Consider the following 22,350-nt stretch of genomic DNA (forward strand, 5'->3'; position numbering starts at 1 on the left):
GCGCGCTACTCGATGGCTTCGGCAAGCGACACCTTGCCGCGCAGCACCTTCTCTTCCAGCCGGATGATCAGCAGCGGCGAGACCACCGACACCGCAGCCGCAAAGAAGAACAGATGCCTGAAGGCGCTCTCGCCCGCGCGCTGCAAGGCCTCGGCATCGGCACCGCTGCTGGCAAGCGCTGCGTGAAAGAGGTCCATCAGCACATCGCCGCCGGCCGCCACATGCGCTTCAGGCGCAGCCTGACGCAGCAGCGCAATCAGCACGGAAGTCAGCACCGCCACACCCACCGCGCCACCCAGCAGACGCGAGAAGGCGGTAAGCGCCGTGGCCAGGCCCACCGTCTGCGGCGGCACCGCATTTTGCGTGGCCACCAGGCCGGTCGGAAACTGCACGCCAATCGCCAGGCCGAGCACGATCATCGCAAGGGTCAGCGGTAATACGCTGTGCGGGTCCAACAAACCCAGCGAAGCCACGGCAAACGGCACCACGCATGCGCCGCCCAGCATGAGCGGCTTGTAGCGGCCGCTGTGCGTCATCCACTTGCCGGCAATGAAGGCGCCAAGCGGAATCGACAGCGTGAGCGGCACGAGGCGCAGCGCCGCAGCATCGGGGCTGGCACCCGCCACCATCTGGAAACGCAGCGGCATCAGCACCGACGTGGCAATCAGTTGGAAGAAGCAGAGGAACAGCGCCAGGCAGCAGATCGTGACCGTGCGCACCCGGAACATCGACAGCGGAATGATCGGCTCGACGGCACGGTTCTCTTGCCAGACAAATGCGCCCAGCAGCAGCACGGCACCCGCCAGCAGGCCAAGGTTTTCGGGCTGCGTGAGCGGCGTGCCCTGCCCCACACGGGTAATCATCAACAACAGCGCAGTCAGGCCCCCGGCAAACAGCACCACGCCCGGCACGTCGATGGGGCGACGCTGATGCGCCACCGGCAGATGCCGCAGCGTGCGGCGCACGACCAGCAGCGCGACGATGCCCAGCGGCAGGTTGATCCAGAAAATCCAGCGCCACGACAGGTAATGCGTGAGATAGCCGCCGATCACCGGGCCGGCGAGGCTGGCCATCGCCCACATGCCGCTCACGTAGCCCTGATAGCGCCCACGCTCGCGCAGCGGCACCACATCGGCAATCGTGGCCTGCGATACCGAAATCAGCCCGCCACCGCCCAGCCCTTGCAGCACGCGCGCGAACAGCAGCATCGGCATGCTGGTCGCCAGTGCACATGCCACCGAAGCCAGTACGAACAGGACAATGGCCGTCGTCAGCATGGCGCGGCGGCCGTAGAGGTCACTCAACTTGCCGTAGATGGGCGTCACCACCGTAGACGCCACCAGATACGCCGACACCAGCCACGCCATCAGCGCAAAGCCGTTGAATTCGCCCGCGATCACGGGCAACGCCACGGCAACAATGGTTTGCTCCAGCGCGCCCAGCAAGATGGCGAGCATCAGCCCGCCCATCACCGCCATCACCGGAATTTCAGCCACCGGTGGCGTATCCAGCGGGCTGGATACCGCTGCGATGGGCGCGGTAGGCGTGTCTGGCTTGGGCGGTTCAAGGCTGGGGCGGGAAGACATGGGAATGTGCGCGAATGCCGCTCAGGCACCCGCGCCAATGGGAGAAGCGAAGCCGTTGATGATACTGCCGATTCCCATTCGTTGCAGAGTCAACGATCGGGTTGCCGGACGATGTCCTCATAACAGCGGCTGACATTTGCCGTCATGCCGGGCAACTCTTCTGCGAGGAATTCGATGAACGCGCGCACGGCAGGCACCAGCCCGCGGCGTGACGGAAACACCGCGTGAAACTGGTGCACTGGCAAGCGATATTCCGGCAGCAGCACGACCAGCCGGCCATCACGAACCGGCTCCGCGCACAGGTTGAACGGAAGTTGCGCAACGCCAACGCCGGCCAGCGCCGTCTGCCCCATCAGGTACAAATCATCCGTCACCAGCGCGGGGGTGTATTCGATATCGACCGCGCCGCCTTCCGGGGCGGTCAGGCGCCAGCGCGTGCGCTCCCCGGCCGCACCGTCAACGCCCACGCCAATCGCGCCGCGCATCGATTCCGGCGTCTCGAACGGGCCATGCTCGGCAACAAATGAGGGGCTGGCGACGAGCACCTGATCGCTCACGCCAAAGCTGCGCACGACGAGGTTGGAGTCGTCCAACGCCGAGCGCACGCGCAGCGCCACGTCGTAGCCGTCGCCAATCACGTCGACACGACGGTTTGTCACGTCCAGCTCCAGCCGCACATCGGGCTGCGCGCGCAGGAACTTCGACAGCACGGGCGCGATGAACACGTGCGCAACGCCCACCGGACAGCTCACGCGCAAGCGGCCGGAAGGTTTTTCGCCGGCGTGCTCGGCCACCTCGAAGGCAGCGCGTGCGGCCTGCGTCATCGATTCGCAATGCGTAAAGAACGCCGAGCCCACGTCCGTCACATGCACCGCCCGCGTTGACCGCTGCAGCAGCCGCACACCCAGACGCGTTTCCAGATCAGCCACGCGGCGGCTCACGCGCGATTTTGGAATCCCCAGCGCCCGCGCGGCGCCGGAAAAGCTGCCGTGCGTCACCACACTGGCAAACAGGACGAGGTCGTTCAGGTCTTCCATGGCCGTTCTCCGAAGCACGGGCGCATTGTCTCACCGGTAGAACGATGTGTGTCGATTAGACCCACTACTGGAACTCGCTGCATCGCACTATCTTTCCAGCAACCCACCTTTTTCTTGGAGAGACACCATGCAAGTCCTTCACATTGATTCCAGCATCCTCGGTGACGCCTCGGCCTCGCGCATCCTGAGCGCCGCCATTGTCGACGAGCTGCGCCGCGAACACCCGAGCGCCACCGTTGTCCACCGTGACCTGTCGGTCGAAGCGATTCCGCACCTGGACGGCGCCATTGCCGCCGGCTTCCGCGCCACGGGCGCCGATGATTTTGACGACGCCACCCGCGCCGAGCACGCCCGCTCGGAAGCGCTCGTAAACGAACTGCTCGCCAGCGACGTGATCGTGGTTGGCGCGCCGATGTACAACTTCTCGGTGCCGAGCCAGCTCAAGGCCTGGATCGACCGCGTGGCGCAAGCCGGCCGCACGTTCAAATACACGGAAAACGGCCCTGTTGGCTTGGCCGGTGGCAAGAAGGTGATCGTTGCGTCGACACGCGGCGGCATGTACTCCGCCGGCCCCGCAGCCGCCATGGATTTCCAGGAGGCGTATCTGAAGACCGTGTTCGGTTTCTTCGGCATCACCGATGTGCAGTTCGTACGCGCAGAACGCCTGGCGATGGGCCCGGACGCGCGCACGCAAGCGTTGGAAGCAGCACACGCAGCCATGCGCGACGTTGTGAGCCAGGCCGTGGCTGCCTGAGCGAACGCGATTGCGGCGCAACGGGACGCGCCGCACTCCGCCTCGCAAAATGCCAAACGGGCGCCAGCAGCAATGCGGCGCCCGTTTTCGTTTTTACTGGCGTGGCTAGAAGGTGGGGTCGGCGCAGACGGCCGATCGACAAATCACTCGTCGCGGTGTTCGCGTGCCTGGTGCATGGCTTCGAGCAGACGGCGCGTACGCAGCTTGCTCCACATGACCGGCACGATGATCGCAGTGGCAATCAGGCACGGTGCGACCCAGGCAATGGTGGATTCCAGAAAATTCGTCATGATGCGTCCCCCGATGTGTTGCCGATGCGCACGGTTGGGCGGCGCGCATCGCATAGTCCCCGCAGGGCTTTGCTGTCTCGACTGGGCCGAGACGCCCTGACATCTATATGGACGGCTATCGGCGCCGGGCGTTCAAACCTGAAGCCCAACGTTTGCCGTTTGTTGTATTTCCCGCCGATCTCGACGATCTGTCAATAGTGTGACGGTAAGTTCGTGGAACATTGTGGCGCTGCGCTGACAGTGCCTGAACACCCCCCGATCTGCTCCACAGTCCGATCGCAAAAGTAACGGCAAATTACGGCGGCCGCGGTGCAAGCGTTGCCACCCCTGGGGCAGACGGTGAATTACCGGCCTGGGCGTCACAGTTTTGCTTACAAACGGTAAAGCGCAGTTGCGAGCCGTTTCCATACAGTGAGGCCAAGTCCAACGATCACTACGGAGCCTCACCATGAAACGCACCATCGCCCTGCTCATCCTTGCTGCTGCCGCTACCTCTGCGCTGAGCGCATGCGTAGTGGTGCCGGCTGGCGGCTATTACGAACACCCGCACTACTACCATCCGTATTACCGCGGCTATTGATCCACGCATTGCGCGGCGCGGCCTGCATGCCCGCCGCTTATGCCTTGCGCGCCTGCAGCATGCGGATGCGCGCGACGGCCTGGTGGTCGGTCGTGGCGGCGTCGTAAAGGCGCGCCAGGTCGGCCTTTAATGCCGTGCGCGAGCCGCTGTCGAGGTACACCATGTGCCCCGATGGATAAAACCCCGCCGAGAGGTTCTTGCGCACACCCGCATCCAGCAACGGCATCGCCTTCAGGTCCAGCATGGTCTGGTAGAACGGCGTGACGAAGTCGTAGTAGCCGTTGGCTGAGAACACTTTCAGATCCACGTTCAGGCTCATCGTGGCGGCCAGGTCGCCGGCGGTGTAGAGCGCGACATTGCCGTTGGCGTCGAGCCCCTTCTGCGCGCCGGTGGGGTCGGTGTGGCGGAAGTCCCAATGGCGGAAGGCCTGGTCGTTCAAATCCGTGAAGGCCGAGTTGGACGTGAACTTCAGGTCGTCGTTCAGGTAGGTGTTCCACATGGCGGTGTAGACGCCGGACACCGCCGTCATGGTCGGATCGTTGCCGCCGGAGTTCGGATCGACACTGGCCGCAATGCCGGTGTGGATGCCCGTGACGCGGCCGTCGTACGCACCCAGCGACAAGCCCTTGTCCGCCAGCAGCGTGGTCAGGAACAGCGACGTGCCCGCGCCGTCAGACGCTGCCACATCCAGCCGCCAGCCTTGCAACGTAGCCGCATCGATGCCCGTGTAGGCAGACAACGCTTTCAGCACGGCCGGATCGGCATGCGTCGGTTTGGCGAGCGCTTTTTCGTAATCGGTGCTGGCAAATACGGCGGCAGCTTCGGCAAAGTCGCCCACGTCGGCGGACAGCGGGCCGCCTTTGGGTGAAGTTGCACGCTTGTGGAACCACGCATCGGCGGCACACGTCGGCAAGAGCCCAACCGGGTTGCCCGCCTGCGTGTAGTCGAGGATGGACGACTGCAGCGTGATGCCGTTCAAGTCCACCCCGTCTTCATGCAGCACGTACGAGAGCACGCAGGAACGCGCCGTGCCGTAAGACTCGCCAAACAGGAACTTGGGCGAATTCCATCGATCATTGGCCGTCAGCCAGCGCTTGATGAACTGCGCGATGCTGCGTGCGTCCTGATCGACGCCCCAGAAATCGAGGTTGCGCTTGGGCGCAATGGCCGTCGAATAGCCGGTGCCGACCGGGTTGATGAAAACAAGGTCGGAGCGATCAAGCAGGCTGTCGGGGTTGTCTTCCATGCGATACGGCGCGGGTGGCGTGAACGACGGCATCGACGTCACGATGCGGCGCGGTGCAAACGACCCCAGCAGCACGAACACCGCCGAAGACCCCGGCCCGCCGTTATAGAAGAACGTCACCGGCCGCGCCTGCGCGCCGCCCGCGGGCGTATCCGCCACAAATGCCACGTGGAACATCTTGGCCACGGGCTGCGAGCTGCTCGGGTCTACCGTGACGAGGTGGCCGGCATGCGCGGTGTAGGCGATGTCGCGTCTGCCAATGCGCACGGTGTGGTGCGTGATCGCCATGCCCTCGCTGGTGTCGGTCACGCTGTCGTCGGGGCCGTTGCCGTAAGCGGTCGGGTCGAAGAACGGCTGGTCAGTGGTAGTCATGCGTGCCTCGCTGCTAGAAAAGGTTCGCGATCGCGTCGCCCTTGGGGCTGCCCAGGCCTGTGCAGGCGTCCCAACCGGGCGCGGCGGCAAAGGTGCCGTTGTTGCCCTGCTTGATGTCGTTGAACGCACCGGGGTTCTGATACAGCCGTGCATGCAGATAACCCGCCGGCCGCCCCTTGATGGCGTTGATGCGTGCGATGAGCGCGGCCCACAGCGGTGCCGCGGCGCTGGTGCCACCTACCACGCCGGACTCGCCATCCACGCGGACGGCATAGCCGGTCAGCGGGTCGGCATCGGCCGAGACATCGGGCACGCCGCGCCGCGCCAGCGGCACACTCTCGCCGCCGGTCTGCTGCGCGGCCAGGCCCTGCTGCCAACTCGGCAACGCAAAGACGGTGCTCACCCCGCCGCCGCCCGCACCGCCTCGTGCGCCGTCGTTCCAGACGGTTTCCTCTGCGATGCGGTTTCCGCTGGCGCGCACGCTGGTGCCGCCGCATGCCAGCGCGTACGGGCTGGAGGCGGGAAAGTCGACGTGATCAGCGCGATCAGGCTGGCCGTCACTGGAGCCGCTGTCGCCCGAGGCCACACACACTGTCACGCCCATCGTTGCGGCGCTCTGCAACGCGGCGTTGACGGCCTGCATGGCCTGCGGCGTCCAAGCGCTCTCAGGCGCGCCCCAACTGATGGACACCACCGAGGGCCGCAGCTTGGTGTCATGGATGGCGGCGTTGATGGCCTGCACAAAACCGGCGTCGGTATTGACGGTGAAGTACACGGCCAGCGTGGCGCCCGGCGCCGCGGCGCCTGCCACTTCCAGGTCGAGCATGACTTCGCCGTCGGGCCCGCTCGGGTCGCCCGTTGGGCGGTTGGCGCCCTGCCCGACAGGTATGGCCGTCACCGTCGGCATTGGCACGCCCAGCTCTTGGAAATACGCACGCAGATCGTCTTCCCGATAGCCACCGCCAAGCTCAACAAACGCAATGCACTGACCTGCGCCGTCGCCCTGCGGAAAGCCGTAGAGCTGCGCGAGCTGCACTGGCGTGTACGACGCGGCGGGCGCCGCGCGCGCGGGCCGGATGCCTCCCGGCTCCATCACCCCTGTTGGCAACGGCACAAAGCGAAAGTGCGGCGCCGCCTGCGGCCGCGAGTCGAGCCCCAGCACGGCCACGACCACGTCCTGCAACGACTCCGGCAACCGCAGCGGGCCGGAACGCCCACGGTATTCGCTGCCGCCATGTGCCACGCGATGCAGGTGCGTATCGAACGCCCGGCAGAACTGTTCGACGGAGCCTTCGAGCATGACGGTAGCGGCGGCCACGTTCACTTCGACCACTTGCAGGCCATGTTCGCGGGCAAACGTGCGGATGGCGTCGATGTCGTCCGTGGCGGCGCCAAACTGGGCGGCCCACTCTTCGCGGGTCAGGGGTGTGGGCGATGGCGTCCCGGCGGCATGCGCGTGGACAAATCCAGACAGGCGCGCATCGAGTTCAGCCTCGTTGGGGCGGCGCAATTGCACGAGCGCCCGGATCTGCTCGGTCGGATGCGCATCGCCGAGGATGCGCGCGTCTTCAGGAATGGTGCGCTCGCTGCCGCGCAGGGGGTGCCGGACCATGGGCCATCTCCATGTAGGTAGGTGGCCCGTGCGTCGCAACCGGCGTGCCGAGGGTGCCGACAGGATGCGGCGCCACCTCCAACCACGTTAGGCGATGGCTCGTCCGCTTGATCTACGGGGTTCGTCAGTCGGCGAAATCGGGGCTGCTGGCACCTTCTGCGGCATGCTGCGGCTTGCCCTCGGTAAAGGCGCGGCGGATCAGTGCACCGCATGCCGCGCTGCGCACATAAGCCCGGGGGGCAAGGGTCTCGCGCACGAGCATGCCGTAGTGGCGCTTGTCAGCGGTGATCCACGGGTAGAAGCCGAATGCGCCGGCCGAGCTGAACGCGCCGTCGCCGCCGGGCTGGTCCTCGATCCAGTAGTTGAGCGCGTAATGCCACGGCAGCGCGGCCGGGGTGCTGACAGCGGTCGAGCACGTGCCCGGCTCGGTGCACACGGCATGCTGGCCGAGCATCTTGCCGAGCTGGTATTCGCCGCGAATGAGGCGACGCAGGAACTGGCCATAAGCCGCCGGCGTGGCGATCATTCCGCCCGCCGGCTCGGGTGCGAGGTAGCGGATGCCGAGCGGCCGGCCGGCATCGCGCAGGCCAGGCGCATTGGCAAGCTGGCGGTCGAGGTCGTTGTTGAGTGCCTCGGCGTCGGCCCGGCCCAGACCGAGATCCATCAGCAGCTTCTGATCATGGCCGCCGTTGTAGCTGAAACGGCCGACGTGGCCCGGCGTGAAGGTGGCGTTGCGACCGCGCCCAAAGCAGCTTTGCACGGTGTCGTTGCGATTGCACAGCAACGGATTGAGCCCGTCGTAGCCAGAGCGCATGGTGAGGGCGTCGATTTCGGCAGGTGTGGGCTTGCCTTGCGCACGCTCCACCACGTAGGCACCAAACACCCATTTGGATGCCGATGCCAGCCGCACCGTCTTGTTCGGGCCGATCCGCTGGCCCCGCTGCCCGTGCATCAGCTCGCCATGGGCGTCACCGATTTCCCAGTAGTAATCGCCCAGACGCTGACAACTGCCGGCATTCGCGAGTGTGGATTCCACGGCGGCACGGCGCATTGCCAGGCTCGGCGCGGCAGCGTGCGCGGCGGCCGTTGCCACCAACGCTGCCAATGCCATCAAAGCGGCGCTCCCCCCTCGCCCGAATCCTGCGAACGCCCTGCTATTTCGGGCGCGTCTTGCTTGCGTCATGTCGATGTCCTGCTCGTTCTCTGGTGCCTTGCCAGCCCGGCGGCACTGTACCGCAGCGCGCGCGGCATTTCGCTGTTTTACGCTGGGGCGCCTGTTGCTGTGCAGTCTTGCAACATATGGGACCCGGACGCGCATGACTGTATCGACGGTACCTTGCGGGCAGGTTGCGAGGCACAATCGGCGTGCGTTTCAAACGTAAGCGTTTGCGCATCGATTAATCATCTTGGCAGGTGATGAAAATCGCTTCATATTTGAACCCCCAATATGTCCTAAACCTCCCGTTATGAGCCAAATGGAGGATAAGAATCATGCCAAGGGTCGCTAGCGGTCTGCGTAGAGTGTCCTAGAATGCAACCCAAGAATAGTAGAGTTAAATATAAGTAAATACGCGGCAGCGGCGAGCTTTCGGGAGCGGGCCATGGGAACAATCAAACGGGGAACAGTGAGCTTGAGTGCTCGCCTGGGGTGGGAACGTCACCCTGCTAATTGGCAGGTAATTCCTACGCGTCGGCGCCTTTTTCAAACACGCCTTCCGGCGACGCGCGCCTCCACCGTTTTGCTTTGGCTTCTGGCCATCTCGATTACCGTCGGTGTCGGGCTGATGCACCAATTGTGGTAACCAAAAAAACATAACGGAATTTTGTACGGGGAAGGTCGCAGCGCGAGAGCGAACCCGCAGTCAACTACCGAATTGACAGACCGTATAACGGCACCGAGGGATAGTCCGACCCGCTTCACTGGGTCAATCGCATCCGGATGGATTCAACATCTGGAGCATCGTCATCCCTCCATTCGGAAATAACGCTCCTGCATGTGGCCACTGCGCCGCGAAAGCGGCATGTGGGGCACGCCGCTCAAACGGCACGCCTGATCAATGGGGGAGCATCATGAACATTTCATTCACCGGCAAGACCTTCAGGTCCGTAGGCGACCTGTTCTTCCAAGCCATTGTCGACGGCAAGGTCGTGAGTTGTTTCGTCACGTCCGAAGCGCTGTCGCTCTGCGATTGCGCGCATCAGAAGATCACGGCCGAAGAGGTCTATCGCAATTACCGCGACTGGATCGAACTGGCGGCGTCGGACCTGATCCGCGCTGGCTCGCTCGCCCCGGTCATCGTGCGCGGCCGCGACCTGGCCGCTTCACGTGCATCGCTGCCGCACGGTGGCGTGCCGGCTTACGATCTGGATCGCGCGCGTCAACTGCGCCTGGTCCCACGCTCGTCGCGCTGATATCCGTCAGCGCTGGCGCAGCGGAACGTGCGGTCGGGGGGCCGCACGTTCCGTGGGTGCCAAAGCGCAACGCTCGGATCAATCGGCCGGGAAATCCTCTTCCCAATATTCCTGCAGGTTGCGTACGCCCGCGGCGCTTTCGCTGCGCGTGGCTTCACGCATGCGCAGTTCGACGCGCCGGATTTTGCCCGAGATGGTTTTGGGCAGATCGGCAAATTCGATGCGGCGCACGCGCTTGTAGGAAGCCAATCGGCTGCGGCAAAACCGGAGGATGTCGCGCGCCAGCTCCGGGCCGGCTTCGTGTCCTGCACGCAGGACCAGGAACGCTTTCGGCACGGCCAGGCGCAACGGGTCGGGGCTTGGCACGACGGCGGCTTCGGCGATGGCCGGGTGTTCGATCAGCACGCTCTCCAGCTCGAATGGGCTGACACGGTAATCCGATGCCTTGAACACGTCATCGGCGCGGCCGACGTAGGTCAGGTAGCCGCTGGCATCGCGCGCGGCAATGTCGGAGGTGTGATACACGCCGCCATGCATGGCTTCGGCGGTTTTGTCCGCATTGCCGGCGTAGCCCTCCATCAGGCCGGTCGGGCGTGAATTCAACTCGATGCAGATCTCGCCCTCTTCCGCCTCGTGGCCGTCGGGGTCGCGCAGCGTGATGCGGTAGCCCGGCAGCGGCCGGCCCATCGAGCCTGCCTTGACCGGTTGCCCGGGGCTGTTGCCGATCTGGCAGGTGGTTTCGGTCTGGCCATAGCCGTCGCGGATGGTGATACCCCACGCCGCGCGCACGCGTTCGATCACCTCGGGATTGAGCGGCTCACCGGCGCCCACGAGTTCGCGCAGCGCGGGCTTCCATGCGGCCAGGTCTTCCTGGATCAGCATGCGCCACACCGTGGGCGGTGCGCACAGCGTCGTCACCTTGGCGCGGCAGAGCACATCCAGCGCCGCCTTGGGCTCGAAGCGCGCGTAGTTGTAGATGAAGACGGTGGCGCCGGCATTCCACGGCGCGAAGAAGCAGCTCCACGCATGCTTGGCCCAGCCCGGCGAACTGATGTTCCAGTGCACATCACCCGGGCGTAAGCCGATCCAGTACAGCGTGGACAGATGCCCGACCGGATAGCTCGCATGCGTATGCATCACGAGTTTGGGTTTGGACGTGGTGCCGGAAGTGAAGTACAGCAGCAACGGATCGTTGGCCTGCGTTGGTGCATCGGGCGTGAATTCGGCGGATGCCTCATAGGCATCTTCAAAGCGGTGCCAGCCGGGCGGCGCCTTGTCCGCACCGATTGCGATGCGTGTGAACGTGCCCGATACGGCGTCCAGCTTGGCGCAATCCGATGCGCCCGCCACCACGTGGCTCACCTCACCCATGGCAATGCGCTCACGCAAGTCTTCGGCGGTGAGCAGTGTCGTGGCCGGGATGATGACCGCGCCGATCTTGATGCTGGCGAGCATCACATCCCAGAGCCCCGGCACGTTGCCGAGCATGAGCAGGATGCGATCACCGCGCTGCACACCAAGCGCCCGCAAGTGGTTGGCCACGCGCGCCGAGCGCTCGGCCATCTGCGCGAACGACAGCCGCGTCTCGTTGCCCTGATCGTCGACCACCCAGAGGGCGATGCCGTCGTTGCCGCGCGCCATGGCGTCGAAATAATCCAGCGCCCAGTTGAAGCGGTCCAACTCGGGCCATGCAAAATCGCGCACAGCGGTGTCGTAATCCTCACGGTGCGCGAGCAGAAAGTCGCGGCACCGCAGGAAAGCGTCCAGCGATGTCATGCCTGTCTCCTGGGGTTCGGAGCGTGTTGTTCACGCTCTAACTGCACGCGCCTCGTCCGGGCGCTACGGAAACGCACCTGCAACCGACATCGCCACTTATAGGAGGAATTCTTCCGCCAGACCAGCCCGGATTCTCCCGAGCCATGCACTCATTGCGAGCGCGGCGGAAAACGCAGCGAGCGGCCGCCACCCAGGCTCAGCCAGGCCCAGGCCGTTGCGGCAACCACGACACCCAGCACGACGATCCACTGGGCGCTGACCAGCATCAGCTCAATCGTGCCAGCCATGTCCGGGAGAATCTGCGGCCAGGCGGGCGCAAGCCAGCCGTCGGCGTCGAACCATGCACCGCGTCCGGCACCCGTGGCCAGCTCCACCGCCAGCAGCGCCGCATTGATCGCCGCGAACGCCATGCCGCTGTGTGCCAGCAGGCGGCTGAACACCGGCAGTTCATACAGGGGCTTCAGATATTGGATGTGCCGCGTGAGCGACCACGCACACACGATGAGCAACGCAACGCTGATGGCCGCCATGGGCGCCGGAGTGCGCAGGCACACGCCCAGCGCGATCCACGCCAGCGCATTGATCTCGTGGCGCCGATAGATGCGCAACGCACGCGCCGCGTGCAGCAGGCCAATCGGCGGAACACCAGGGGGAACACCGGCAGACGCCATGATGTGCTCCATGAGCGGAGGGTTGGTGCGGCACCGCACGTCTATGGCGCTGTGCGGCCCGCAACTGCTTGCAGTGTACCGACGCGTTTTCACCCGCGCGAGTTCAAACAGCATCCCTCCGCCAAATGACGGACGCGCCACGCACTCAGGCCTCGCGCAAATGCTCGATCAACTGGCGTGCGAAGGCGGGCAGATCATCGAAATGGCGCACGCAGATGCGCAGCAGGCGCGTCGCCCAGGCGTCGGTCAAGCGCACGCGGCGGATGCCCATGGAACGCTGCAGGCGGATTGCCGCATGCTCGGGAATGACGCCCACGCCCACGTTGCGCTCCACCATGCGGCACACGGCGTCGAAACTGCGCAGCCGCACGCGGTATTTGAGCCGATGGCCGGCGCGCGCGGCATGCCCCGCCAGATAGGCCTGCAAGGCGTTATCGCCTGTCAGCCCAACAAAATCTTCCTGCAAGGTTTCAACGAAGGCCAACTCGCGGCGCTCGGCCAGCGGGTGGTCGCGCGCGGTCACCAGCACGAGGCGGTCGTGGCGGAACGGAAAGGTCTCCAGCCCGGACAAGTCGACCGCATCGTTGACGATGCCGATGTCTGCCCGCCCCTGCGCAATCGCTTCGACAATCTCATGGCTGACCAGCTCTTCCAGGTCGATGTCGACTTCAGGATGTGCAGCCAGGAAAGCGCTGAGCGTTTCCGGCAAGAACTCGGTCATGGCCGCCGTGTTGGAAAGCAGCCGCACGTAGCCCTTGAGGCCACGCGCGTATTCGCCAAGCTCACCGCGCATGCGATCCATCTGCTGCAGGACAACGCGCGCGTGGTGGACGAGCGTGCGGCCGGCGGCGGTCGTTTCCACGCCGCGCCGGTTGCGCGTGAGCAACGGCACGCCGAGCGTGTCTTCCATGCCGCGGATGCGTGCGCTGGCCGACGCCAATGTCAGGTGCGCACGCTCGGCCCCCGCAGTGATGCTGCCGGCTTCGGCGGTATGGAGGAAGAGTCGGAGGTCGGTCAGGTCAAAGCGCACGATGCATCTCAAAATTGGCATGAGCCTCAGTTTCATGCTGAGGCAAGGTCAATTTATCGCAGATTGCAGCGTAACCACCAGTGCCGGAAACTGAGGCATCTCAAAAACAAAACATATCCAAATTCGCCCCCCATGGAATCCGCCACGCTGCTGCTTTTTGGCGCGGGCCTGCTCGCCGGCATGATGAATGCGCTGGCGGGCGGTGGCTCGTTTGTCACCCTGCCTGCGCTCATGTTCGCGGGTGTGCCGTCGGTGTTTGCCAATGCGTCGAGCACGGTCGCGCTGTTACCCGGCGCGGCCACTTCAGCGTGGGCGTATCGCGCGGACTATCGCGGGTTCGGGCAGGTCTCGATGCGCGCCATGGTGGGGATCAGCCTGGTGGGCGGGCTGCTCGGCGCGCTGCTGTTGATGAACACGTCGTCCCGCGCGTTCGATTTCATCGTGCCGTGGCTTCTGCTGATCGGCTCGCTCGCATTCACGTTCGGCAAACAGGCCGGTGTGTGGCTGCGCCAGCGCATGCAGATCGGGCGGACAACACTGCTCGTCGCGCAAGGTGCGTTGGCCATCTATGGCGGCTATTTTGGTGGCGCGGTGGGAATCATGATGATGGCGGTCTGGGCACTGTTCGGCCACGACGACATCAAAGCATTGAACGCCTCGCGCACGCTGCTGGTGGGCGCGACGAACCTCGTGGCCGTAGCCTGTTTTGCACTTGCCAGGATGGTGTGGTGGCCACAGACGCTGGTCATGCTGGTGGCTGCCGCGCTGGGCGGTTATCTGGGCGCGCACGTCGGCAAGCGTTTGCCGGTACCGGTTGTCCGGGCGTTGATTTCCACCTTCGGCTTTTCGATGACAGCGCTGCTGTTCTGGCGCGCCTGGTCACACGTTTGAGCATGAGGAGAACCGCCATGTCGCACATGCAGCCTCATCCGACGCACCGCACGCACGCACCACGCGCCTATCGTGATCCGCTGCCCCATCGGGATCGGGCCACGCGCAATACCTGGCACGCCCATCTTGGTGAAACCCCATCTGACAAGCCGGAAATGGCCGGTGCGCAAGCGGTGTTCTACATCGCGCGTGGTGTTGCTCTTTTGCTGGCCGCCGTAGCAGTGGGCCTGGGCGCGGCATCCAATGATGCGGAGCGCGCGTCCGAGCAATACCCCCCTTCTTCGCACGCGACAACGCGCTGAGGGCGCGCTATCATCCGCCCCCCGCAGCACAGGCCCGTTCAATACAAATCCAGTATCGACCGGGCAAAGAAAAAGCCCGCGGGCCGGGGGGCGGGCGGGCTTAACATCTTCAGCCTTTGACGACGAAAGATGGTCGGGTGTGCTTTGTGAACGAGCAATGCGCCGGAATTCACAAAGCGAGGCCATTATAAAAAGTGCGCGCCCCCCGCCATACCCCAACAACGAGGGGGGTCCGCGTCGTTTTCTGATTAATCCCTGAGCGCCGTGTCCAGCGCCTGCGGCGACAGCAACCCGCTCGATGCGTGGCGCTTGCCGTCAGGACGCAGGATGATCGTGCGCGGCATCTCGCCCTGCCAGCCAGGGTCGAGCGCAGCACGCAGACGCTCCGGCATGTCTTCGGCATTGGCGTATTGCGGCACACGTGTAATGCCGATCTTTCCGTCGCGAGCCAGCGGCGCCAGCGCGCGGTTCAGCATCTCGGCCTGGTCGGGGCCGTCCATCGACACCATCACCACATCCACATCTTGCTTGGCGGTGCGCCGCCATTGCGCGATACGGGCGATGTTCTCGCGGCAGTAGCTGCATTCCAATGACCAGATTTCGACGATGAGCGGGCGCGCGTGCGGCGTCTGCAGCAGCGCAGGCACATCGCGCGCACGCAGCGGCTGGAACTGCAGCGCGCCTGCGGCCTGCGCGGCGAAGGTGGCGGTGAAGGCGGCGGCGGATAGCACCACGCCCATCGCAAAAGATTTCCATCGAATGTTCATTTCGATGCCTCCAATGATGGATTGGACAGGGCGACATTACTGACATCGATCAGCCGATAGCCCTCGGCCTGCGTGCGCCACGACAGGTAGACATGGCCATCGCGCGCGAGCAGTTGCGGGTGATCGCTGCCGCCATCGGTGTTTGCAATGCTGGCCGGCACTGTCCAGTGCGTGCCGCCGTCGGTGGATTTGCGCAGCAGGATCTGCATGCGGTCTTCGGCAAACTGTTTCCACACCAGCCACAGTGCGCCGTCCGCCGCCAGCAGCGCGGGGTGCGATGCCTGCGCACCGGCCTGTGCCGAACCGGCAAAGGACCATGCGCCGCCGATCGGCTTGCCGTCGGCGGAGAGCCGGCTGTAGAACAGGCCAGGCTTGTCCTGCAGCACCGAGAACCACGCCATATGCCGCACGCCATCGGCCGTGACGGCCAACGCGGGGCCATGGTGCGGACACGCATCGACGCGCCATTCCGAGAACGTTGCGCGCGTGACGGTGAGCGGCGTGTTATCGATCGGTAATGTCGCCAATGCGTGGTCGCGAATCTGCCCGGCAAACACGTTGCGCCACAGCGCGAGCATGTGGCCGTCGGCATCGGGCGCCAGCGCAATGCGGCAGCATTCGCAGGTCTGGTCGATGACCTTGCGCTCGGGCGCGAAGGTGGCGCCGCGGTCGGTCGAAACGGTGTAGTACACCGCCGCGCCGTCGTACGGCTGTTTGGCCGCCTGCGCGCGCAGCAGGTCGCGCTTGTCGATCCACGTGATGAAGATGTGGCCCGCGCTGTCGACCGCGATCGAATCGAAGCGGTGCGTGATCGGCTGGCGGTCGTGGTGGACGGTGATAGGCGCGCTCCACGTCGTGCCGCCGTCAAGCGAGCGCGAGAAACGCACGAAGCCCGTGTACGGCGCATCGAGCGGGCGCGACCAGCTCACATACAACGCACCGTCCGGGCTGACGATGACCTTCGGACGGTTCTCGCCGTCGGTATAGATCGGCTCGGGTTGGGGGTTGATGCGCTGCGGCCTGGAGAACGTCTTGCCGAGATCGTCGGACGAGGCGATCACTACGTGCTGGCCTTCCGCCCAGGTCACCCACAAGCGCCCTGCCTTGTCGAACGCCGCGGTCGTCGCAAGCTGCGGTTTTGCGGCAGCCTTGCCTGTCATGGCGCCGTGGTCATGGCCTTCGTGCGCAAGCGCCACCGTTGCCGCAAGAGCCAGCAGCGCACCGGCAAGGAATCGAGGAATCGACTGCATTACAGGCGCCATTTCAGTTGTCCATAGAGGGTGCGTGACGGATACGGGTGGTACACGAAGTACCGCCGGTCGGTCAGGTTGTCGACGCCCAGCGCCAGCGTGATGTGCTTGTCGATGCGGTAGCTGGCCTTGAGGTCCACGGTGAAGAAGCTGCTGGTGCCACCGTAGACGTTCGGCAGCACATCGGTGTTGTCGAGGGTGCCGTATTGCCGCCCCGAATAGCGCACGCCTGCGCCCACCGTCCAGTCCTGCGTGGCGTGCCAACTGGCAAACAGGTTGGCACGCACGCGCGGCATGCGTGGCCAAGTCTTGTCGACGTAGGTGGGGTTGGCGGCGTCGGCCAGCGTTTTCGATTGCGTGAAGGCGACGTTGGCTTCAACGTCCACGCCGCGCACACCCGCATCCTGCAGAACGTCCTGCCCCGAATACGCCAGTTCGATGCCGCGCGTGCGCACGTGGTCCACGTTCTGTACGTTCGTCACGTTGGGCGTGACCGTGATGTTGGTCTGCGTGTAGATGCTGTCGCGCACGTCGCTCTGGAACAGGCTGGTACGCAGCACGCCGTAGGGCACGGCCTGTTCGACGGTGAAGTCGAGATCATTGGCGCGTTCAGGCTTGAGGTTCGGGTCGTTGTTGACGATCGTGTTGCCGCTGATCGTGCCCTGGAACAGTTCGGCCACCGTCGGAAAACGCACCGCACGGCCGTACGACAGGCGCAGCAGCGTGTCTTGCGTGGCCTGCCATTGGATGGCGGCCTTGGGCGAGAACGCGTCTTCGGTGCGGCTGGCGTAGCCCAACGTGCTCGTGCCGTTGCCCAGTTGACCGTTGTACGCGCGCCAGCTTTCATAGCGCAGGCCCAGCGTGGCGAGCCAGCGCGGTGCAAACGCCCACGCATCCTGCATGAAGACGGCCTGCGTTTGCGTGTCGCCCTGGTAGCTGGATTTGAGCGTCGATAGCGTTTCCGTCGACCAGTTGGTCGCGTTGAAGGTCTGGTTGCGCAGGTGGTATTGGTCGTAGTGATAGCCGGTCGTGAAGGTATGGCCGGACACCGTGGGCGACGTCGCCTTGATGTCGAAGTTGGACCAGCCCGTGCCGTCGCCGTAGAACACCGTGCCGGGCCCATTGCCAGCCGCCGTGTTGGACGCGCGCAGGATGTCGCGCGTGACGTTGTAGGCCGACGCGTTGGTGTCGATCTTCCAGCCACCGATCTTGCCTTTCACGCCCAGGCCGTAGAGCCAGTTTTCCTGATCGCCGTTTTGCGGCGCAAAGGTGTTCGGGGCGATGGTGTACGGCGTGCCGTTGATCAGCACATTGCCGCCCGTGACAGTGTTGCCGGCGGCATCGCGCAGGAAGCTGACCGCCTGGTCGTTGAAGTGGTTCTCCCAATGGCCCAGCGTGAGCGACGCCTCCAGGCTGTCGCTGAAGACGTAACCCAGGCGCACCGTCTCTTGCAGTTGCTGGGTCCGCTCCAGCATCTGCGGCCCGAGAATCACGCGCGGCTGGCCGTTGGGGCCCACATCCTGCCGCGCACCCGTCACCGGCACCGGCGTGCCGCCCGCCGTGAACCTGGAGTTGGGCGTGGCGTATTGCATCGGCTGGCTATCGTTCTCCAGCCGGTCGACTGACAGCGCATACCAGAACTTGCCGATGCGGTCGCCCAGCGATGCGCTTTCGTGGTTTCCGGTGACGTTGCGCGAAAAGCCATATGCATCGTTGTAATGCTGGCTCATCACCTGCGTCTGCGCGGCGGCCTTGAATTTTTCGGGGCGGCGCAACGTCATCGCGATGGTCGTGCCCATCGAGTTGCCCGGCAGCAGCGCCGAGAACGGCCCATACAAAATATCTACGCGCGCAAGGTCATCCGGCCCGACCATCGACCAGCGCGGCGGGTAGCTGTAGCTGGAGCCAAGCAGGTTCGAAAGCAGGATGCCGTCGGCATACAGCAGGCCGCGTGCACTTTGAATCTCGTTGAAATCGCGGCCGGCAAAGATGGAGTTGCGGTCGCCGATGAAGCGGCGGCGCACCATCACGTTGGGCTGGTATTTGACCGCGTCTTCGGTGGTGACGACGTTGCGGTCAGCCAGTTGATCGGCCGTCACGCTTTGCACGACCGCCGGCGTATTGCGGGCGAATGGAGTGGGGTTGGCGTTGGCCCGCACCACGGTGGGCGCGAGTTCCTGTGTAACAGGCACGGGCACGGGGGCCGCGTCTTCAGCAGCGACAACAGACAACGGTGCCGCCGCGCTCAGGGCGAGCGCAGCACGGCACACCAGCGTGCGCTTAGGGGCGGCGGCCCCGGCGCGCTTGTGGAATGACATCGGAAAGATCTCCGGATTGCGATGGCGTTGACCCCAGGCAGGGCCAGACGCAAAGGCGCCACGGAGCTCATCCCCGCAGGCGCGTCAGATCGACAACGACGGAGACACAGGAGGCGCGCGCGACTCGGCCACGCGCAGCGCACTGCGCGCGTAGACGGGCGCCGGGGTGGCCGGCTGCCGCACGCGAAAGACGAAATGGGCGGAAGGAACATCCAGCGCCGGCAACGAGGCCAGCGCCAGCCCGGCGGCAAACCCCGGGCAATACAGACAGTGCGCCACGCTGTGGTGGGCAGCCGAATCGTCGGCGGAGCCATCGCCTTGGAGGTCGATGGCAACCTGCACGGTGGTGCCATGCGGTGCCGTTGCGCTGCACAGCTCGACGGCAAGCGTGCCCGTGGCCGCCGCGCGAGCGGAAGCGAGCACCGGCGACAGTACATTCAGTACGATCGCAAGCCAGACGAGGAAGAGCCAGCGGCGAGAGAACATGGAGACGGGTGGCAAGCTGCGCGAGTATAGCGCTACACAAGATTCCACAATTTGCCTGCGACGGACTGCCACGCAGATCAAAGAACGTTCAATTCGAGCCGAATTAGGCCTAATTATAGATTCGACTATAATTTATACCGATTTCCATAATCAGGTCTAAAACAGGGCTTTCCATGGATTCCCGAATCGACTCCGGCGACACCGGCCGCTTCAACTTCCACCGCCAGGACCTTGCCAACACGCTGTGCGACAGCCTGGAAGGCAAGGGCTTGGCCGACGCGCGTTCGGGGCTCTTCCTGGCGGCGCCCCGGCGCACGGGCAAAAGCACGTTCCTGCGCGAAGACCTGGTGCCCGAGGTCGAGCGCCGCAAGTGGATCGCCATCTACGTGGATTTATGGGCCGACCGCGCGCGCGACCCCGGCCTCCTGATCGCCGATGCCATCAAATCGAAGCTGGCCCAGTTCGACGGGCCGATCGCGAAGCTCGCCAAGCAGGCCGGCATGGAAAAGGTCGACGTGCTGCGCACCTTCACCTTCAACCTCGGCAAGATTGGGCTGCCGCCGGGCATCACGCTGGCCGACGCGCTGGACGTGCTCTACAAGGCGGTGCAGCGGCCCGTCGTGCTGATCATCGACGAGGCGCAGCACGCGCTGTCTACCGAGGCAGGCACCAACGCCATGTTCGCGCTCAAGGCCGCGCGGGACCAGATGAACCAGGGTGTGGACGAGCCCCGCCTCTTTCTCGTCTTTACGGGGTCGAACCGCGACAAGCTTGCCAACCTGCTGCTCAATCGCACGCAGCCGTTTTTCGGCTCGCGCGTGACCAACTTCCCGCTGCTGGGCCGGCCGTATGTGTCGGCGTACACGGCTTGGGTCAACCAGCACCTGGCGCCGAATAACCAGTTCAAGGAGGACGACATGTTTGCCGCCTTCCAGTTGGTCGGCCACCGGCCGGAGATGCTCAAGGGCATCGTCAGCGAGATCGCCCTGGAGCTGGGCGAAGCCGCCAGCCTGGGCGAGTTGCTCAAGCGCGGCGCGCAGGGTTTTCGCGATCGCATCTGGGGCGAGATCGAAAGCGATTACAGCGCGCTGACGGAAATCCAACGCGCCGTGCTGGCGGTGCTGATCGAGCGCGGGCAAGGCTATTCGCCTTTTTCTGAAGACTCGATGAAGGCGTATGCGGCAAAGCTGGGCCACAGCGAGTTTTCCACCGCCACGGTGCAAGCCGCGCTTGACGCGCTGCGCGACAAGAACCTGATCTGGAAGGAGTCACGCGGCGCCTACGCGCTGGAGGACGAAAGCCTGGCGCTGTGGTTTCGCGAGACGCGGGGCGCCCATGCCGTGCCGCCGCGGTTGAGCAAGTAGCGCCTCTGATCGTCAAACCGCTGCCACCGGCACCGCCTGCGTGCGGCCGAGCAGGCCCCACACCACCGCCGCCGACACCACCGATACGACGGCCAGCGCATGGGCAATCTGCGCAAACGCGGCAACGTAGGCCGAGATAAGCGTCGGCGCCGATCCGGCCGGCAGCAGCGCCAACGCTGCGGGCACGTTGCCCATGGCGGTGCGGTGTGCGGCCTCCATCCAGGTCGCCACGTTCGCGCTGCCGGACGCGCCGGCCTGCGAAACGATGAGCGCCGTCAGCACTGCGCCCACCACGGCCAGCGTAACCGCTTCCCCAGCCACGCGCGTGGTGCTGAAGATGCCGGTGGCCATACCCGCGCGCTCATTGGGCACCACGCTCACCGACAGGCCATCCATCAGCCCCCACGCGAAACCGGTGCCGAAGCCTGTTAGCAGCATCGGCAGAATCCACGCGGCTGCCGGCTGGCCTGGTGCGACCTCGCCCAGCCACCAGAAGCCCATCGCCGCCACCAGCAGCCCGCCGCACGTCAGCGCCGCCGCGGACCACCGATGCGCGAGTTGCACCGCCAGCAGCGGCACCACCAGCAACGGGAGCGACAAGGCAATCATCGTGATGCCTGCCTCGGTTTCGCCCTGCCCCTCGATGCCGATGAGGCGCGCGGGCAGCAGCACCAGCATCGCCACATAGCACGCCGTGGCGAGCGGCAAGAACTGCACGCCGACAAAACGACGGAAACGGAAGAGCGAGAGATCGAGCATCGGCCTGACCACGCGCTGCTCGATGGCGACGAACACGGCCAGCCCAAGCGCTGACGCAGTGAACAACGCCAGCACCACGCCATCGCCCCAACCGCGCTCGGGCACTTCCATCAGCGCCCACGTGAGCAGGACAAGCGTGGCCGTAAAGCTTGCGGCGCCGGCCCAATCCACGCCACGCGCATCGGGATCGCGCGTTTCCCGCATGCGCGGCACGCCAAACACAAAAGCCAGCGCGCCCACCGCCGCGCACAGCACGAAGATGGCGCGCCAGCCTTGCGTCTGCACCAGCGCGCCCGCAATCAACGGCCCGAAGGCCAAACCCACGCCAAAGGTCGTCCCCAGCAGGCTGAAGGCGCGAATGCGCGCATGCCCATCAAACTCCTGTGCCAGCGCAGCCGAGCCACCCGCCAGCGACATCGCCGCCGCCACGCCCTGCAGTGCGCGCAACCACCCGATGGCGTCCACGCTGGGCGCCAGCGCGACGCCAATCGATGCCAGCACGAACAGCGCGATCCCGCTGGCGAACACGCGCTTGCGGCCATACGAATCGGCCATCGCTCCTGCCACCATCAGGCAACTGCCGAAGGCCAGCATGAAGCCGTTGACGACCCAGTTGAGCGCCGTGGCACTGCCGCCCAGCGCACGTCCGATGGCCGGCGTGGCCACCGCCGCACCGGTGAAAGACAGCGGCAGGACCAGCCCCGCCATGCAAACCGCCGCGAGCACCAGCCAGCGCCCGGCGTGCTCTGGGCGATGCGAAATCATCGTATTCAAGGGAGCCTCTTATTTTTGTATCGATCGGTATAAAAATTAACGAGGGGACACGGCCGGCGTCAAGGATTAATAT

Annotated in this window: 20 protein-coding genes; 6 read left to right on the top strand and 14 right to left on the bottom strand. The window is 65.0% G+C overall.

All coding sequences use genetic code 11. The features are described 5' to 3' along the window. Positions 1-5: 5 nt before the first annotated feature. Entirely contained in the window at positions 6-1,586 is a 1,581-nt protein-coding gene (locus M1D44_RS22610) for an MDR family MFS transporter (RefSeq protein WP_024978545.1), read from the bottom strand. 89 nt (positions 1,587-1,675) lie between these two features. After that, positions 1,676-2,623: a LysR family transcriptional regulator gene (locus tag M1D44_RS22615; RefSeq protein WP_316852486.1), complete on the bottom strand. Its 948-nt coding sequence runs from the start codon at positions 2,621-2,623 to the stop codon at positions 1,676-1,678. Positions 2,624-2,750: 127 nt separating this feature from the next. On the opposite strand from M1D44_RS22615, the gene M1D44_RS22620 reads away from it, so the two are divergent. Then, positions 2,751-3,377, top strand: coding sequence for an FMN-dependent NADH-azoreductase (locus M1D44_RS22620; protein WP_024978543.1), 627 nt, complete (start codon positions 2,751-2,753; stop codon positions 3,375-3,377). Positions 3,378-3,520: 143 nt separating this feature from the next. On the opposite strand, the gene M1D44_RS22625 is transcribed toward M1D44_RS22620, so the two are convergent. Further along, positions 3,521-3,667 (bottom strand): hypothetical protein, encoded by a 147-nt coding sequence (locus M1D44_RS22625; RefSeq protein WP_037032136.1) that lies wholly within the window; start codon positions 3,665-3,667, stop codon positions 3,521-3,523. A gap of 448 nt (positions 3,668-4,115) precedes the next feature. On the opposite strand from M1D44_RS22625, the gene M1D44_RS22630 reads away from it, so the two are divergent. Continuing rightward, positions 4,116-4,247 (top strand): hypothetical protein, encoded by a 132-nt coding sequence (locus tag M1D44_RS22630; RefSeq protein ID WP_316852487.1) that lies wholly within the window; start codon positions 4,116-4,118, stop codon positions 4,245-4,247. 37 nt (positions 4,248-4,284) lie between these two features. On the opposite strand, the gene M1D44_RS22635 is transcribed toward M1D44_RS22630, so the two are convergent. The 3 genes from M1D44_RS22635 to M1D44_RS22645 form a co-directional block, all read right to left on the bottom strand. Next, positions 4,285-5,994 (bottom strand): S10 family peptidase, encoded by a 1,710-nt coding sequence (locus M1D44_RS22635; RefSeq protein ID WP_316852488.1) that lies wholly within the window; start codon positions 5,992-5,994, stop codon positions 4,285-4,287. After that, positions 5,879-7,477, bottom strand: coding sequence for a S53 family peptidase (locus M1D44_RS22640; protein ID WP_316852489.1), 1,599 nt, complete (start codon positions 7,475-7,477; stop codon positions 5,879-5,881). The genes M1D44_RS22635 and M1D44_RS22640 overlap by 116 nt, the downstream gene beginning before the upstream one ends. 124 nt (positions 7,478-7,601) lie before the next feature. Further along, the gene (locus M1D44_RS22645; protein ID WP_024978539.1) at positions 7,602-8,660 is read right to left on the bottom strand and encodes a serine hydrolase family protein; all 1,059 of its coding nucleotides are present in this window, start codon (positions 8,658-8,660) and stop codon (positions 7,602-7,604) included. 887 nt (positions 8,661-9,547) lie between these two features. Between M1D44_RS22645 and M1D44_RS22650 the strand changes: the two genes are divergently transcribed. Then, entirely contained in the window at positions 9,548-9,889 is a 342-nt protein-coding gene (locus tag M1D44_RS22650; protein WP_004627574.1) for a DUF1488 family protein, read from the top strand. Positions 9,890-9,967: 78 nt separating this feature from the next. Here M1D44_RS22650 and M1D44_RS22655 read toward each other — a convergent pair whose 3' ends face one another. The 3 genes from M1D44_RS22655 to M1D44_RS22665 form a co-directional block, all read right to left on the bottom strand. After that, positions 9,968-11,665 carry an AMP-binding protein gene (locus M1D44_RS22655; RefSeq protein WP_316852490.1) on the bottom strand — a complete coding sequence of 566 codons (1,698 nt, stop codon included), beginning with the start codon at positions 11,663-11,665 and terminating at the stop codon, positions 9,968-9,970. 149 nt (positions 11,666-11,814) lie between these two features. Further along, complete coding sequence (locus tag M1D44_RS22660; RefSeq protein ID WP_024978536.1) at positions 11,815-12,336, bottom strand: hypothetical protein; 522 nt, start codon at positions 12,334-12,336, stop codon at positions 11,815-11,817. A 145-nt stretch (positions 12,337-12,481) separates the two neighbouring features. Then, entirely contained in the window at positions 12,482-13,366 is an 885-nt protein-coding gene (locus tag M1D44_RS22665; RefSeq protein WP_024978535.1) for a LysR substrate-binding domain-containing protein, read from the bottom strand. A 132-nt stretch (positions 13,367-13,498) separates the two neighbouring features. Here M1D44_RS22665 and M1D44_RS22670 point away from each other — a divergent pair, with 132 nt between their 5' ends. Beyond that, positions 13,499-14,257 (top strand): sulfite exporter TauE/SafE family protein, encoded by a 759-nt coding sequence (locus M1D44_RS22670; RefSeq protein WP_024978534.1) that lies wholly within the window; start codon positions 13,499-13,501, stop codon positions 14,255-14,257. Positions 14,258-14,274: 17 nt separating this feature from the next. Further along, the gene (locus tag M1D44_RS22675) at positions 14,275-14,559 is read left to right on the top strand and encodes a hypothetical protein (RefSeq protein ID WP_316852491.1); all 285 of its coding nucleotides are present in this window, start codon (positions 14,275-14,277) and stop codon (positions 14,557-14,559) included. Between the two features lie 248 nt (positions 14,560-14,807). Here the strand turns inward: M1D44_RS22675 and M1D44_RS22680 are convergent, their stop codons facing one another. The 4 genes from M1D44_RS22680 to M1D44_RS22695 all read right to left on the bottom strand — a co-directional run bounded on the left by M1D44_RS22680 (position 14,808) and on the right by M1D44_RS22695 (position 19,380). Then, entirely contained in the window at positions 14,808-15,326 is a 519-nt protein-coding gene (locus M1D44_RS22680; RefSeq protein ID WP_316852492.1) for a thioredoxin domain-containing protein, read from the bottom strand. Further along, on the bottom strand, positions 15,323-16,576 hold the full coding sequence (locus M1D44_RS22685; protein ID WP_316852493.1) for a sialidase family protein: 1,254 nt from the start codon (positions 16,574-16,576) through the stop codon (positions 15,323-15,325). Before M1D44_RS22685 ends, M1D44_RS22680 begins: the two co-directional genes overlap by 4 nt. Continuing rightward, positions 16,576-18,894: a TonB-dependent receptor gene (locus tag M1D44_RS22690; RefSeq protein WP_316852494.1), complete on the bottom strand. Its 2,319-nt coding sequence runs from the start codon at positions 18,892-18,894 to the stop codon at positions 16,576-16,578. Before M1D44_RS22690 ends, M1D44_RS22685 begins: the two co-directional genes overlap by 1 nt. 84 nt (positions 18,895-18,978) lie before the next feature. Beyond that, positions 18,979-19,380 carry a DUF2946 domain-containing protein gene (locus M1D44_RS22695; protein WP_112188295.1) on the bottom strand — a complete coding sequence of 134 codons (402 nt, stop codon included), beginning with the start codon at positions 19,378-19,380 and terminating at the stop codon, positions 18,979-18,981. A 185-nt stretch (positions 19,381-19,565) separates the two neighbouring features. Between M1D44_RS22695 and M1D44_RS22700 the strand changes: the two genes are divergently transcribed. Next, positions 19,566-20,744: an ATP-binding protein gene (locus tag M1D44_RS22700; protein WP_428984226.1), complete on the top strand. Its 1,179-nt coding sequence runs from the start codon at positions 19,566-19,568 to the stop codon at positions 20,742-20,744. 12 nt (positions 20,745-20,756) lie between these two features. Here M1D44_RS22700 and M1D44_RS22705 read toward each other — a convergent pair whose 3' ends face one another. Beyond that, the gene (locus tag M1D44_RS22705) at positions 20,757-22,268 is read right to left on the bottom strand and encodes an MFS transporter (protein WP_316852700.1); all 1,512 of its coding nucleotides are present in this window, start codon (positions 22,266-22,268) and stop codon (positions 20,757-20,759) included. Positions 22,269-22,350: the final 82 nt, after the last annotated feature.

This window comes from Ralstonia sp. SA306, from assembly GCF_054792405.1.